This is a genomic window from Vibrio sp. 10N.222.46.A1 (assembly GCF_041473595.1).
In the GTDB taxonomy this organism is placed as follows: domain Bacteria; phylum Pseudomonadota; class Gammaproteobacteria; order Enterobacterales; family Vibrionaceae; genus Vibrio; species Vibrio tasmaniensis_A.
The window spans coordinates 1-14,261 of record NZ_JBFRSN010000203.1 but is presented as its reverse complement, the minus strand read 5'-3'; the positions used below and the strand labels follow the sequence as shown (position 1 = coordinate 14,261).

General features: G+C 44.1%; 13 protein-coding genes. 7 read left to right on the top strand and 6 right to left on the bottom strand.

Translation table 11 applies throughout. The features are described from left to right. On the top strand, window positions 1-392 hold a 392-nt coding region (locus AB4496_RS06910; RefSeq protein ID WP_372130721.1), incomplete at its 5' end, for a transketolase-like TK C-terminal-containing protein. Between the two features lie 185 nt (window positions 393-577). On the opposite strand, the gene AB4496_RS06905 is transcribed toward AB4496_RS06910, so the two are convergent. Further along, window positions 578-928, bottom strand: coding sequence for a VOC family protein (locus AB4496_RS06905; RefSeq protein ID WP_009845573.1), 351 nt, complete (start codon window positions 926-928; stop codon window positions 578-580). Between the two features lie 87 nt (window positions 929-1,015). Beyond that, window positions 1,016-3,091 carry a DNA helicase IV gene (helD, locus tag AB4496_RS06900; RefSeq protein ID WP_372130720.1) on the bottom strand — a complete coding sequence of 692 codons (2,076 nt, stop codon included), beginning with the start codon at window positions 3,089-3,091 and terminating at the stop codon, window positions 1,016-1,018. A 177-nt stretch (window positions 3,092-3,268) separates the two neighbouring features. Between helD and yccS the strand changes: the two genes are divergently transcribed. The 5 genes from yccS to AB4496_RS06875 all read left to right on the top strand — a co-directional run bounded on the left by yccS (window position 3,269) and on the right by AB4496_RS06875 (window position 8,803). Further along, the gene (yccS, locus tag AB4496_RS06895; protein WP_009845575.1) at window positions 3,269-5,455 is read left to right on the top strand and encodes a YccS family putative transporter; all 2,187 of its coding nucleotides are present in this window, start codon (window positions 3,269-3,271) and stop codon (window positions 5,453-5,455) included. Between the two features lie 352 nt (window positions 5,456-5,807). Next, window positions 5,808-5,969: a hypothetical protein gene (locus tag AB4496_RS06890; protein WP_009845576.1), complete on the top strand. Its 162-nt coding sequence runs from the start codon at window positions 5,808-5,810 to the stop codon at window positions 5,967-5,969. A gap of 121 nt (window positions 5,970-6,090) precedes the next feature. Next, window positions 6,091-6,411, top strand: coding sequence for a hypothetical protein (locus tag AB4496_RS06885; RefSeq protein WP_009845577.1), 321 nt, complete (start codon window positions 6,091-6,093; stop codon window positions 6,409-6,411). Between the two features lie 167 nt (window positions 6,412-6,578). After that, the gene (locus AB4496_RS06880) at window positions 6,579-7,838 is read left to right on the top strand and encodes a hydroxymethylglutaryl-CoA reductase (protein ID WP_009845578.1); all 1,260 of its coding nucleotides are present in this window, start codon (window positions 6,579-6,581) and stop codon (window positions 7,836-7,838) included. A gap of 53 nt (window positions 7,839-7,891) precedes the next feature. Then, on the top strand, window positions 7,892-8,803 hold the full coding sequence (locus AB4496_RS06875) for a LysR family transcriptional regulator (RefSeq protein ID WP_009845579.1): 912 nt from the start codon (window positions 7,892-7,894) through the stop codon (window positions 8,801-8,803). A gap of 27 nt (window positions 8,804-8,830) precedes the next feature. Here the strand turns inward: AB4496_RS06875 and AB4496_RS06870 are convergent, their stop codons facing one another. From AB4496_RS06870 to AB4496_RS06860, 3 genes are all read right to left on the bottom strand, one after another. After that, window positions 8,831-9,745 (bottom strand): YjjW family glycine radical enzyme activase, encoded by a 915-nt coding sequence (locus AB4496_RS06870; protein WP_050395117.1) that lies wholly within the window; start codon window positions 9,743-9,745, stop codon window positions 8,831-8,833. A 49-nt stretch (window positions 9,746-9,794) separates the two neighbouring features. Then, window positions 9,795-11,360 carry a YjjI family glycine radical enzyme gene (locus AB4496_RS06865; protein WP_009845581.1) on the bottom strand — a complete coding sequence of 522 codons (1,566 nt, stop codon included), beginning with the start codon at window positions 11,358-11,360 and terminating at the stop codon, window positions 9,795-9,797. A 411-nt stretch (window positions 11,361-11,771) separates the two neighbouring features. Further along, window positions 11,772-12,371: a class I SAM-dependent methyltransferase gene (locus AB4496_RS06860; RefSeq protein ID WP_009845582.1), complete on the bottom strand. Its 600-nt coding sequence runs from the start codon at window positions 12,369-12,371 to the stop codon at window positions 11,772-11,774. 161 nt (window positions 12,372-12,532) lie between these two features. On the opposite strand from AB4496_RS06860, the gene AB4496_RS06855 reads away from it, so the two are divergent. Continuing rightward, a complete protein-coding gene (locus AB4496_RS06855; protein WP_009845583.1) occupies window positions 12,533-13,411 on the top strand; it encodes a LysR family transcriptional regulator in 879 nt (292 codons plus the stop codon). Between the two features lie 61 nt (window positions 13,412-13,472). Here AB4496_RS06855 and AB4496_RS06850 read toward each other — a convergent pair whose 3' ends face one another. Beyond that, window positions 13,473-13,823 (bottom strand): hypothetical protein, encoded by a 351-nt coding sequence (locus AB4496_RS06850; RefSeq protein WP_009845584.1) that lies wholly within the window; start codon window positions 13,821-13,823, stop codon window positions 13,473-13,475. Window positions 13,824-14,261: the final 438 nt, after the last annotated feature.

Genomic DNA, 14,261 nt, shown 5'->3' with positions numbered 1-14,261 from the left:
ACATCGCTAAGGGTGGTTACATCCTGAAAGATTGTGAAGGCAAGCCAGAGCTTATCCTTATCGCAACGGGTTCTGAAGTTGAGCTAGCGGTTAACGCTGCTGCTGAGCTAACAGCTGAAGGTAAGAAAGTACGCGTAGTTTCTATGCCTGCGACTGACGCGTTCGACAAGCAAGACGCGCAGTACCGTGAGTCTGTACTTCCATCTGACGTTACAGCACGTATCGCTGTAGAAGCTGGCATCGCTGACTTCTGGTACAAGTACGTTGGTTTCGGTGGCAAGATCATCGGTATGACAACGTTCGGCGAGTCTGCACCAGCAGGTGAGCTATTCAAGATGTTCGGTTTCACTACTGAAAACGTAGTAAACACAGCGAAAGAGCTTCTAGCTTAATCTTGATTAAATTGCCTCGCCCTTAAATGGGTTGATGCATAATTAGTTCTACAATACCAAGCGTATAAAGTGAAACTAAAAGGCCTGACTTCGATAGTCAGGCCTGATTACCGCTTAACAGAAATGTCCAACGTTACAGGATCATTTCGCATAGCTGGCTTTTTGTTTACCAGAACCTTAATTCTCTACTTATCACTCCACACAGCCATTTCGTTACCACTTGGCTCTCTAAAATGGAAACGCCGCCCACCGGGAAAGCTGAATATCTCACGGTTTATCTCTCCACCAGCATCCAACACCTCACGCACGGTTTGCTCAAGATCTTCGCTATAGAAAACCATCAACGCCGCACCACTTTCAGCATTGGACGCTAGATCCGCTAAATAGAACCCACCCATTAAGCCTTTACCTTCAAAAGCTGAATACTCGGGACCATAGTCTTCAAAGATCCAACCAAACACGTGGCTGAAAAACGTCTTAGTGGCGGCGATGTCTCGCGCTGCAAATTCAATATAGTTAATAGAGCCGTGTTCCATAGCGGATTCCTTCTGCTTTATACGTTTGCCTTGTGATATTAAGGCAGGGCTTGAAGATCTAATCTTAGACAATTACGCCAAGTGACATCACTTTTTACGAACGACAGGGTAATCAGAGCCATGCAGTTCTTGCACAAAGCCAGAACCATCGCCACTGTGCGTTATCCTTACTTTTTCTTTTGCTCGCGTCATTGCCACGTAAAACAAACGACGCTCTTCCGCATAAGGGAACACATCCGAAGATTCAGTCAACGCGCCATCAATGTGCAATTGTTTCTTCTTCGCGGGGAACTGTCCTTCATCAACGCAAAGAATAATCACGAAATCCGCTTCTTTACCCTTACTCGCGTGACAAGTCATGAAGCTGATATCAATTGAGGTATAGATCTTTTTCCAGTCTTCCAACAGCTCTGGTTTGTGGTAATGATTTCGCCCAAGCAACATCACTGATTTATTGGCTTTACCTTTTGCTTGCCTGTTTATCTGATCGAGGATCTTCTCAACTTCTTTGCTTGACGCACTATAAACCGACTTCTGCTTCTGTTGTTTGAAGCTGTTGAGCTCTTTTGGTAGTTGAATCGGGTTTTCCTGCACAAAGCGATTGGCAACCGAACCTAACTGATTGTTAAATCGATAAGTCGTATCTAGATGATGAATTGTCGAGCTCTCAAAACGATCTTTAAAGCCCGTCGTTAGATCAACATCTGCACCCGCGAACTGGTAAATTGACTGCCAGTCATCACCTACGGCAAAAATAGAAGCTTGGTGCTGCGCTTTCGATTGATTGCACAAGGCTTCAACCAAGGCTAAACGATCTGGTGAGATATCTTGATATTCATCGATCATGATGAACTTCCAAGGCGAAATGAATTTCCCCTTCTCGACATACTGTGTCGCTCGGCTGATCATGATTGAGAAGTCGATATGATTCTGTTCTTTCAATTCCTTTTGCCAAGCGGTTACGCATGGCCAACACAGTGAAAGCTCGCTATTGAGGCGCGTATAGTCACGGTGATCAATCAGTTGTTGCTGTACTTCTTTTTTCGTTAAACCCGATGCATTCAACTGTTCAAGTTGCTTTTCAAGCCAACCAATCAATTTAAGATTTGAAACATGACTACCTAGCTCATCATCACCGGTTAAATAAGCAATTGGCCATTTAGACAAGTGCTTTTGCCAACGTTTAAAGTTGGTCGGCGTCATCCAGTGCTTCTTCAACCAATCAATGCACCATGCTTGGCGTTGGTTGTCATCGAGTGCGAGCGGAGAAATAACCACGCGTTCGGGTTCAACTTGATTCAGTATCTTTAGACCCAACTGGTGGAAAGTACTGACTTGCACCTTCTCGGCTGATATGCCAATTTTGCTGTTAAGGCGCTGCTTCATCTCTTCCGCGGCTTCACGACCAAAGGCGAGCAGTAACAACTCTTCAGCTTGAGCTTGGTGGCTTTGCAATAAATACGCGACGCGAGCGGTGAGAACACTGGTTTTACCTGAGCCTGCGCCCGCTAAAATAAGGTTGTGATCATCATTCATCAAGACCGCATATTGTTGCGATAAGTTCAGGGGTGACGACTCACATTGAGCAAACAATACTTCCCAATTTTGTCTTTCTGTCTCTAACCACTGTTGATTCCTCTCGGCTTGCTGAATTTCCGTTTCAGACAACCATGGCTGCATTCGAGCAATGCGGTTTGGCATGCGCTGTGCCGCTTCCTCTAGAGTCATCGTCATATTTTCCAGACCTGCGTTGACCATGTCGACCCAAGTCTTCACTTTAGAATGCGGTAGGAAAGCAGGAAGTTGCTCAAGACGTGTCAATTCAGCTTCCCATTGAGGAACGTGCTCTGCCAACTGTTCACATTGTCTGTCATGCCACTTCTGATAAGCAGCAACCGATGCGCGCGCAAATTGACGACATTGTTCCCATGGAAGGCCTTGGACTAACCAGCTTCGCTGTTTGCCATCTTGTTGATTAGCAAAAAACTGCAACGATCCCCAAAACAATCCGCGCTTTATCGCGATCTTGCCACTCCAAATAGTGAAAGGGATACGTTCTTCACTGCCTACTGAAGATAACAGCAGGCGTGGACCATCAAGCTCAACTTGATGATATTCATTTTGAATAAAAAACTGTGCAGTCTTATTAGCGCTTAGCTGCATTGGAGCGTGCTCTTTAATTGGGAATATTGAATTTATATCATGATGCAGTGAGAATTAATAATGTCTCACTGCTTATCGACGCTTTCATGACCACCTAGGGGCAATTATGGATAAGTATCAAATTCTTGTGCTTGATTTCTGTTAGGATTATGGTTTTAGTGTGTCAAGTGAGCGACTGTGGACTTCTCAGCAAAACTACGCCTTTATTGGGCGAATAAAACCATAAATTACAGCGTATTAATTCTCATCACTCTGCTCGGTGTTGTAGTACCTGCTTGGTATTATGGTCAAAACACACTGATCACACCATTAATTTTAGGGGTTATTGCTGCGGCTCTTGCTGAAAGTGATGATAGCTTTACCGGACGTTTGAAAGCACTCACGCTAACCTTTATCTGTTTTGCCGTTGCAGCCTTCTCTATTGAGATTCTCTTCGATACGCCTTGGCTGTTCGCGATAGGGCTTTTCGTTTCAACCTTCTCTTTTATTATACTTGGGGCAATTGGCCCTAAATATGCCAGTATCGCATTTGGATCATTACTTGTGGCTATCTACGCCATGCTTGGGGCTCACGAGAGCACTAACCTTTGGTTTCAACCTCTACTATTGTTAACGGGCGCAGCTTGGTACTACTTCATGTCGATGATTTGGCAGATCGTATGGCCGATGCAACCAGTGCAGCAAAACCTAGCAACAGTATTCGATCAAATCGGCAATTACATCGGCTCTAAAGCAGAGCTCTTCTATCCAGTTTCAGATTTGATTCCCCAACCACATCGCATTATTGAAGCCAAACTCAATGCTAGCACTGTTAACGCGCTCAACATGTGCAAAGCAACGCTACTCAACCGCTCTAAGCGCGGACACATTGACGGACCGAGTGACCGATTCCTTAATACTTACTTCATCGCACAGGATATTCATGAACGCGTAAGCTCCAGCCACTACCGTTATCAAGAGCTGGCAAAACACTTTGAGCGATCAGACGTTTTATTTCGATTTAAGTATCTGCTCGAAGCCCAAGCTAAAGCTTGTAAAGAAGTAGCAAGCTCACTGAAGGTTGGCGCTGAATACCAACATGGCGAAAAATCTGTTCTGGCACTGGATGAACTGATGTCTTCACTTAATCATCTGCATCAACAGAACAACCCAGAATGGAAATCACTGCTCAACCAGTTGGATTACTTATTTAATAACCTAGCTACCGTCGAAAAACAGCTATCAAATATAAGTAACCCAGATGCAGAAAAACTAGAAGAAGGCGTACTGGACGATACCAACCCTCATACTTTGACGGCGATGTGGCATAAGATCAAAGCCAACTTGAACACCGACTCAATGCTATTTCGTCATGCAATTCGTATGGCGATCACTTTGACGATCGGTTACGGAATTATCCAAGGTTTTGAGATTGAAAGAGGTTATTGGATTTTGCTAACAACACTGTTTGTGTGCCAACCAAACTACAGTGCAACGCGACAAAAGCTGACGGCTCGTGTCATTGGCACCGTCGCAGGCTTGTTGATTGGAGTACCGTTGTTGACCTTTTTCCCATCTCAAGAGAGTCAGCTGGTATTCATTGTGGTCAGTGGCGTGATGTTCTTCGCTTTCCGTATCAATAACTACGGTTTCGCGACCGCCTTTATCACACTGCTTGTGCTCTTTTGCTTCAATCAATTAGGGGAAGGCTACGCAGTTGTATTGCCAAGACTAGCAGATACCTTCATTGGCAGCGCGCTCGCTGTTTTAGCGGTTAGCTATATTTTACCGGACTGGCAATCAAAACGACTTCACAAGGTGATGGCAGATGCGCTTGATTCCAATAAAGATTATCTCGCTCAGATCATTGGCCAATACCGTGTAGGCAAAAAAGACAGCCTTAGCTATCGTATTGCACGCCGCAGTGCACATAACAATGATGCAAATCTGACTGCCGCTGTTAGTAGCATGCTGGTTGAGCCGGGTAAGTATCGTACATCTGAAGATGAGAGCTTCCGATTCCTAACACTCAATCATGCACTACTCAGCTATATCTCTGCTCTGGGAGCTCATAGAACACGTATCGATGACGAAGCAACACACAAACTGGTACTAGACGCACACAGAGTAATACACGAGCATCTCGACGCTCTCAACGACCAGCTGTTTTGTCATCAAGAACAATGCGAAGTAAAAAACGCTTACGATCCTGAACTTGATAAGCGTTTAAGTGAATGGAGAGAAGAGGATGAGAGCTCTGTTAGAATGGTTCTACAACAGCTACATTTGATTTATCGAATGCTTCCAGAACTGCATACCTTAGCCACAAAATTTGCAGTTAAAGTTAAGATTGAAAAGCCGCTTGAAAAAGAAGTTTCAAGATGAAAAACAAAACAACAGTAAAAACAAAAAGACAACGAAGCTGCTCATTTTTTGAACACTTCGTGTGTTTGTACATTGCTCTACCAAAAGGCTCATCTAGGTAGAGCAACCACTTGCCTACCCTTTATCTACAAGGGCCGTTCAAATCTTACACGCATGTAAACTTGCTGACTTTGATTGACTCATCCATAACTTTGCCTAACATTCCTCGGACAAAAAACAACCAAAGGGATCTATAGTTGTCTTAGTTTTAGGAAACTTCAAACTTCATTTAATATTCACTTAATCTTGTTTGATTTATTGAATCAGTAAGCTATGCTCTATTGAGCATATGGATTTGAACTAAGGTCTCATTATGAATACACAGCAATTTGAAGCATTTAAGCAGAAAATACAGCTCCTTAACCCGCAGCAATTGAAAGCACTTCAAGGTGAAATAGACGAAAACCTTGAAACAGATCAACCTTCTCTTTTGACAGATGAAGAGTTAAACGTACTGAATGAGTTGTTCAATTAATAGACTAATGTCACTATTTTAGCTTAAATCCACCTGATCTTAGTAATTTGTAGCCGTTCTCCATTGCACTCAAAATATCGTCCGCCTAGACTCATTTCATACGTCAATAAAAGGTTCTGCTATGTCGATATCTGGTATTCAATCTGGTTACGCCATCATTCAGCAGTCAACCAACATGGCTGAAGAAGCCGCTATCGAGCTTAACCAAAACTCCAAACACTCTCCAAAAACCAACGACACTTTCCAAACTAGCGATTTGAGCTTCAATCAAATAGAACCTGAACAACCCATTTCGTTTAAAGAGAAAGAGCCTGAACCAGCTTCTTCCTCTACTGAAGCGTTATTAAAGCTGACACAGAGCGCAAATTACAACCGTGTTGGTGCGAGTGTGGTTGATCGTCAAAACGAAGCCATTGGTAGCCTTCTCGATATCCATATCTGATTCGAGCTACTATTTATCGATTTGATGGTTACCCTCTTTTTGACTAACAAATGGCTCTAAATCCATACAAACTGTAACTCATTATATCAGGCACTTGTTTCTGGTTTATTACTCGGTAGAATCAGCGCAAATCAATTTTGCTGCACAAACTTTACTTCATACTATTTATGCCAAAACTAAATCTGCATCGCCGTGACTATGTTTCTATTTTAGGAGGCGACATCTCCGCAGACGAATTAGAAAAGAAGCTCCAGCCTCATTTTGATAAGCCAGTGAATAAACTGACTCCGAGCCCTTACCTGACTGAAAAAAACCTTACACGTCGCTGGGCGGCTCTCGATAATGCAGACTCGCAGCAAGAACTGCTCGACCCTCATACTCAAAGGCAGATTCAGGCTTATGAGAAAAACATAGAGCACTTTATTGGCACGGTAAAAGTCCCTGTTGGTATATCTGGCCCTTTAAGAGTCAATGGCCTGTTTGCTAAAGGCGACTACCTAGTCCCACTTGCAACCACTGAAGCGGCGCTTGTCGCGTCGTATAACCGTGGTTCAAAGCTGATCACAGCTTGTGGTGGTGCAAGTGCAATGTTGCTCAATGAAGGCGTAACACGCACTCCTGGTTTCGCATTCCAAGGATTAGTTGAAGCAGGACAGTTTGTAGCATGGGCAGTGACCCAGTATGACCAATTTAAAACCTTAGCTGAATCAACAACGTCGCACGGCAAACTTACCGACATCAATGTCAACATCGAAGGTAACCATGTTTACTTGGTGTTTGAATTTCTAACCGGAGACGCTTCTGGTCAGAATATGGTAACTATCGCGACCAACGCGGTATTTGAGTACATCATAGAAAATACGCCGGTTAAGCCCGATCATGCTTTCCTTGATGGCAACTTATCAGGCGATAAGAAAGCCAATACACAAACCTTGCGCAGCGTTCGTGGTAAAAAAGTCACAGCCGAGGTCAATATCTCTGCTGAGCTTGTCGCTAAGTACCTCCACACCACACCAGAGAAGATGGTGCAGTTCGGACAAATGACCACAGTCGGTGGCGCTCTAAGCGGTACGATTGGTATCAATGCTCATTATGCCAATGCACTTGCTGCACTCTACATTGCTTGCGGTCAAGACGCGGCGTGTGTTGCTGAGTCTGCGATTGGTATGACTCGTATGGAGCTCAACAAAGAAGGTGGTTTGTACGCGAGTGTAACGCTGCCTAACTTGATGTTAGGAACAGTCGGTGGCGGTACTGGCCTACCAAGCCAAAAAGCGTGTCTCGATTTACTAGGGCTACACGGCAACGGTAAATCACAAGCCTTAGCTGAGGTTTGTGCGGCTTTATGTTTGGCGGGTGAGCTATCGATTGTAGGCGCATTCTGTGCGGGTCACTTTTCGCGCGCTCATCACAAGTTAGCGCGCTAGTTTCTGTTATAAAACCTTAAACCGACCGTTGTCACGCATTGAGTGAGTTGTGTATGGATTACTTACATTTATCGCGAGTGAGCCTTAAACACCTCACTGCGCTTCATATTATGCTGAACACCCACAGCGTCACTCAAACGTCAGAGCAACTCTTTGTCAGCCCTTCGAGTGTGAGTAAGACATTGTCTCAGCTGCGTGACATCCTTAATGACGAACTTTTCTATCGAGACGGCACCAAGCTGATCCCGACTCCCTTTGCCCTGAAAATAGCGCCCACTGTTCACGCGATTCTTTCCAGCATGAACGGGTTACTTCACCAAAAGAGTTTTACTCCTCAGGAGTATCAAGGCAGCTTTTCACTTTCGATGCGTGAAAGTACCTTCGAAGTGTTTGCCTCGAAGATCAGCAAAATCACCACTGAACTTGCACCAAAAGCCAAACTTAATATCTATTCGAAACAGGAGCTTGGATTCGATGCTTTGCTCAGTGGTAAGGTCAACTTGATCCTGTTGCCACACGATATCTCACAACCCCCAACGGATAATAAAGAGCTGGTGTGGGAAACGATTCTTCCTGATGAAATGGTTTGTTTGATGGGCGCTCACCACCCTCTCGCTCAGCAAGAACTAACAGTTGAAGGCTATTTAGACTACAAACACATTGGTATCTTAGATAACGAACTGTCTAAGCCTTACTTTGAGCAAAACTTAGTGCAATGTCATAAGCCTAGAGATATGGCGATATCGGTAGCGGACTTTGGCGCGGCGGCGGTGTTATGTCACCACACACCTTTCTTGTTCACTTGCTCAAAACAATGGGCTGAGCATGCCAAACAAGCACAAGGCTTGGTAAGTAAACCGCTTCCTTTTGATTACGGAAAAGTGGCGTATAGCTTGGTGTGGAACAAGCCAAACATGAATGATCAGGCGATCAAATGGTTGTGTGACTTGTTTTTAGAAGCCTAACTCTTTTCGCATTGATGACCGAAAATATTAGGTATAAACCTCAGGTGTTTGCATTGGCCTTTGAACAATTAAGTAGAGCTTATCGTGAAAGCTCTGCATTTGTTGTTCGGTGCATTTAGGCCACTCTAAAGCTTCGCCAATTACCCCATGATGTTGAAACGCATTTAACCGAATTCGAACATCACTTGGCAAACCCTTCAAGTAATACCCGACCTGCTCTACCTCGATATCTAGGTCACTTTTATTAGGAATATGCAGTAACCGAACTTCATGTAATCTGCCTTTATCAGCTAAGTAGTTAATGGTTTCAAACACTCGATGGTTCCCTCTACCCACTAACCATTGATGCGTTTCAGATTGCCATGATTTTAGGTCGATCATCGCACCATCAAGGTAAGGTAATACCTTATCCCAACCTTGCTGTGTCAACGAGCCATTACTATCAATAAAACACGTTAAGTGTGCCAATTGCGGATCGCTTTTGATCGCCTGAAATAGCTCGACGATAAACGGCAATTGCATGGTCGCCTCGCCACCCGAAACGGTAATACCGCTCAGGAAGAATTGATTGTGCCTAACCAGTTCAAGCACATCTGATACCGTCATCGTGGTGATTTTGGGGCTAGACTTATGATCACAGATATCGACGCACTGATCGCAGTTGGTACACGCTAACGGATCCCACTTCACTTTGCCTTCAATAAGACTCAGAGCACTGCTCGGGCAGCCACTCACGCAGTCTCCACAATGGTTACAGTGGTTGATGGTGTGTGGATTATGACAAGTGATGCAATCGAAATTACACCCCTGTAGGAACAGCACCAAGCGATTTCCTGGTCCATCAACACAAGAAAAGGTCAGCACACGGCTGACCTTCGCTTGTTTTTCTGTCTTATTATTTTTAACCCTAGCCATTTGAGTTGTTAGATCAGAAATTTTCATAATTCACATTGTTCGTATTCGAGAAACACATAACATGCGTACGTTAAAGCTATTCGTATGTCGGCGACATCTCTAAGCTCGCTACGCGTGGTTTACGCTCTAGTATGCCCGTATTTTTTGCAGCTTCAGCACCAAGGAAAGTGGTATTGGTGCGTGAACCTTGCTCGTCATATTTGGCAATGTCAGACAGCTTAATCATATAACCTGTCACACGAACCAAATCGTTCGATGCTACGTTAGCGGTGAACTCACGGTAACCCGCTTGAATCGCCCCTTTGCACAGGTTGAACATCGCTTCTGGATTGGACTTCACCGTTTCGTCGATGGTCAGAATGTCGCTGATACCCGACGTGTAGAACTTGTGGTGACCAGCCGTCGCACGTACGTAAGACACTGGATCCGGTTCTGTTCCGTAAGGGATGCGTACACCCGGCGTCACATCTTCATCTAGGCTGATACCACCTTGAGCGTGTAACAGAGCCTTACCTTCCAGCCCATATTTCACTTCCGAGTTTTCAACAATCTCAGCCAGCTTTTCAGAAATACGATGGCCTAACTGATTTGCTTGTTCATCGTGACCATAGCGCCCTGCTTTGCCTTCTTTTTCCATTAAGATGTTAACCGCCTCAGCCATGCCATAAATACCAAACATTGGCGCAAAGCGATCTTCTTCAATTAAGCCTTCTTTGGTTAAGAAGCCTTCGAAGAAGTTAGACTCTTCATGTAAGAAGCGGCTACGTGCATTCATCAATTCGATCATGATGCTGCTGTAGTTAGGTAGTACTTGCTGTAAGAAGTCTACGCTGTCTTCAGATTTCAGAGCCACTTGCTTGAGGTTCATACGTACTAGCGTGTTTGAACCACCCGCCAGAGGCAAAGAGTTGTAGCAACTCACGATGCCAAAACGCTTATCTCCGTACGCAGCGGCGTGTGCAGGATAATTGGCAATGTGCGGCTTGCTGCATTCACAGATATTGCTCGCAGCATGACGAAGCAGGTCATCAGATGTGACTGCAGGGTCGTACATAAAGGTTAAGTTAGGTGCGATCTGCTTGAGTTCAGCATCCACACGTAAAATAGTGCGACATACAATGTTGTCACTAGGGCCAATATTAACGTGCATGAAGGCATCTGGCAGCGTGCGATCCAGCATGATCCAGAACAGCTTCAGCTTTTGGTATACCTGCTCATCCGTCAAACCGCCAACAAAAGGCATCAACACATCGTCCAACTGGCCTAAGTAAACCGGAATTGAAGTCACTGATGGAACGTGATGATAAAGGATGGTGAGCATGTTCAATGCTTCGTCGAAATTAGTAGCCGCGCTAAGCTCTAAATACTTGGAGCCTTGATGTAAGTATTTAGAATAATCAGGAAGCACATAGCGCGGCTTAAATGGGGCGTGACCTTCAAACATGTCACACAGCACACCTTGTTGTAAGGCTTGCTCTACTTCATTGCTTACCGGCATATACGGCAGACTGGCTTCAGCTTCTAAGGCAAGATAGCTCGACTTCTGTTTTGGGGACAGGTTGGCATCTGAAATGATATTGCTAAAGCGTTGTTGTTGTTCTGAAAGTGTTGAAGAAGTAGATGACGCAGATTGGTGGCTCATGATTAAACCCTTAATATTCTTATGGGCTTATTTTATATCTCACACTTACATTTCCACTAATGAAATGTATGCAAGCCTACATTTCCAAAATGGAAAACACCATTTGTAACTTAGTAATTTATGAATAGATAGCTTGTAAATTTTGTGAATAGACAGTTTTTAAATTGGCCATTTGCCAATTAACGATGGTTGTTTATCGATGATTGTCGTTGGGGAAGGGAAAGAATGAGCAGAAGAGATTAGGCCGCTTAATTGAACCGTTTAGTTTAAAACGCAAGTGCGTATAAATAGAAAACCCACATAACGGATCCAAAGATCGTTGATGTGGGTTTAGTCAATTAAGCGTGAGTGCAGTTATCTGATCAGCTATCTATATGTCAACTGCAGATACGTCAACTACAGACAAGTGAACTATAGATGAGGAACCACTTGTTTACGGCCTACACCCATCAGAACCTTCAAAGTACCTTGTGGGGTGTCGATTGAAAACGGTGTTGAGACTTCAACAATCGAAAAACCTGCTGCGCTCAATACATTCTGGGAGCGCTGTTCGCTGACCCCAAAATCTTCGCTGTCGTTTTCTAAGTACCAATCCCAGTGTACAAAAACCCCATCGTTTTCTAACAGAGTATAAATAAGGCTGACCGTATCTTGTAGGTTCGGAATAAAGCCACATACCGAAGAGGCTACCACTAAGTCAAACTGATTTCTGAATGCTGGGTGTTGGGCTGCAAGTCCGCGCGATAAGATATCAACGACAGGCTCTACATTAGACAGCTCTTTTTTATCTAACTCTTCAATCATCCCTTCTGAGATATCGAGAGCGATGATCTCTTTTGCAAAAGGAGATATTTTCTGGCTGAGTAATCCTGTACCACAACCAAAATCAAGGACACGGGTTCCGTTCAAATCAACGAGCTGTGTTAACTGGTCAAATGCGGACTGTGCGAATACAGCAGTAGCGGGATCGTTATCCCAATCAGGTGCGTACTCGTCCCATTGTTTCGCCATCATGGCCTCCATCTTTACTTCTTGTAGGTTCGGAACGCCCCCAGAATAAACCAAATTAGTCAATTCGTCATAGAGTTATCATGCAAAGATGGACTATTTCTAAGATAGTCAGCACAATATTCAGATAATATGCACCGCCACCCGCTCAATATGGAAATGAAATGAACCTTTCTCAAGTCCAAGCCTTTTGTTCTGTTGCTGATTTAGGATCCGTCTCTGAAGCTGCGCGACAGCTTGAATGTAACCGAACCAAACTGAGCATGTCGATCAAAGCCTTGGAAAAAGAGTTAGATGTCGAACTGTTTGTTCGAAGCGGTAACCATGTCGAGCTGTCTGAGGCAGGTAAGGCCATATATAAAGACTGTGAAGGCATGTTGGTAACGGCAGCACGCATTAAGCAAACCTGCTTACATGTTTCGGGTGAATTCAACGCAGAGATTTGGATCGCACGCGACGATTCCCTACCCGATGAAATGTGGCAAAGTTTATCGCACGCCCTAAACAACAAATACCCTTCCACTTCTTTCAACTTCGTTCTCGCTTCTAGTGGCGACTTGGCTAATCTTGTCGAAACTCAGCAAGTTGATTTTGCGTTTGGTGTCGATTACGAGCGTGTCGACGACCCAAGAATTATCTACAACCCACTCGGCAAGATCCGAATGATGTCGGTATGTAAGAAAGGGCATGATTTAAGTGCGATGCGAAGAGTGTCGGATGAAGTACTAAGAAATTCGATGCAAGCGACCATGGTTTATCTCAATGAAAAAGATAACCCTGAGCTTGAGCCCTTCTCTCGCCGATACATTGGTTTTTCTAGCTTCGATTTTATGTTGGATACGATTCTACGAGAAGATGCATGGGGCGTAATGCCTGAGCCATTGATACGCCATTTATTGCGTGAACAGGAACTGGCGGTGATCAAGCACACTTATGGCCTGACTCAAGAAGACTACTGTATGTTTACCGCGGCAGGTATGGCAGAACACCCAGGAATGAATTGGTTAGCGGATCAGATCAGCGATTACTTGTTTGATTTCTAAAGTGTCAGATAATGTTCTATCTCGACACTTAAAATCGTCTAACAAATAGAAAGCCCTCTCTTTAGAAGACCATCACGTGATCCACTAAATAACGTCCGTCTTCTTCAACTAACACCATTTCTGCCACAAATTCGCCTTTCGCAATGGTATACGCTTGCTTCCAAACAAAGGCGATGGAATCGGAGCGTCTGAATAGCGCCACAGGCTCACGTTCAGCAAAAAAGCCATTACTGTGCTGATAATGATGACACACCTTTTCCAGATACTCAGGCGTCACAATATCCTTCATGCGCTGCGTAAAGTCTCGGCAGTGTTGAGCATGGTCAACCTTGGTTGAACCGTCCATCAAATTGTCCATGATCGGGTTAGCAATCGCCCACAACTCGCTATCGTTGAGATCATCAAATTTCATCTTCATCCATTCCTTTTCAAGTTCAACTCGGCTCTATGTTCAAGGTTCAGGTTCAAACCCAAGTTTAAGGTATAAAGTTTCAATGCGATTTCTGTAACCTTAACAACCTGCTCCTTTACACTGCGAGCCTATGAGACCTTCACAACCTATGTGTTTTACTAATCATAAACCATTTAGCGCCAGTTTCACATTTCCTGAAAAACAGTCATCGTCAACTTTACTGACACCAAAATCTACCACTAAGTAATTGAATAGTAACAACTTGGATGTAAAACGGGTTACCGACATATAAACGTCATCAGATAAAGTTTGTAAAGCTAGCTCAATATTAGAACAATGACGTTATCAAAAACATCTGGAAAATATTATGTGTGACAGGAAAAGCCAAAACGAAAATCGAGTACTATTGTTCTCAGCCCTTTTAGCATCAGGCTTCGC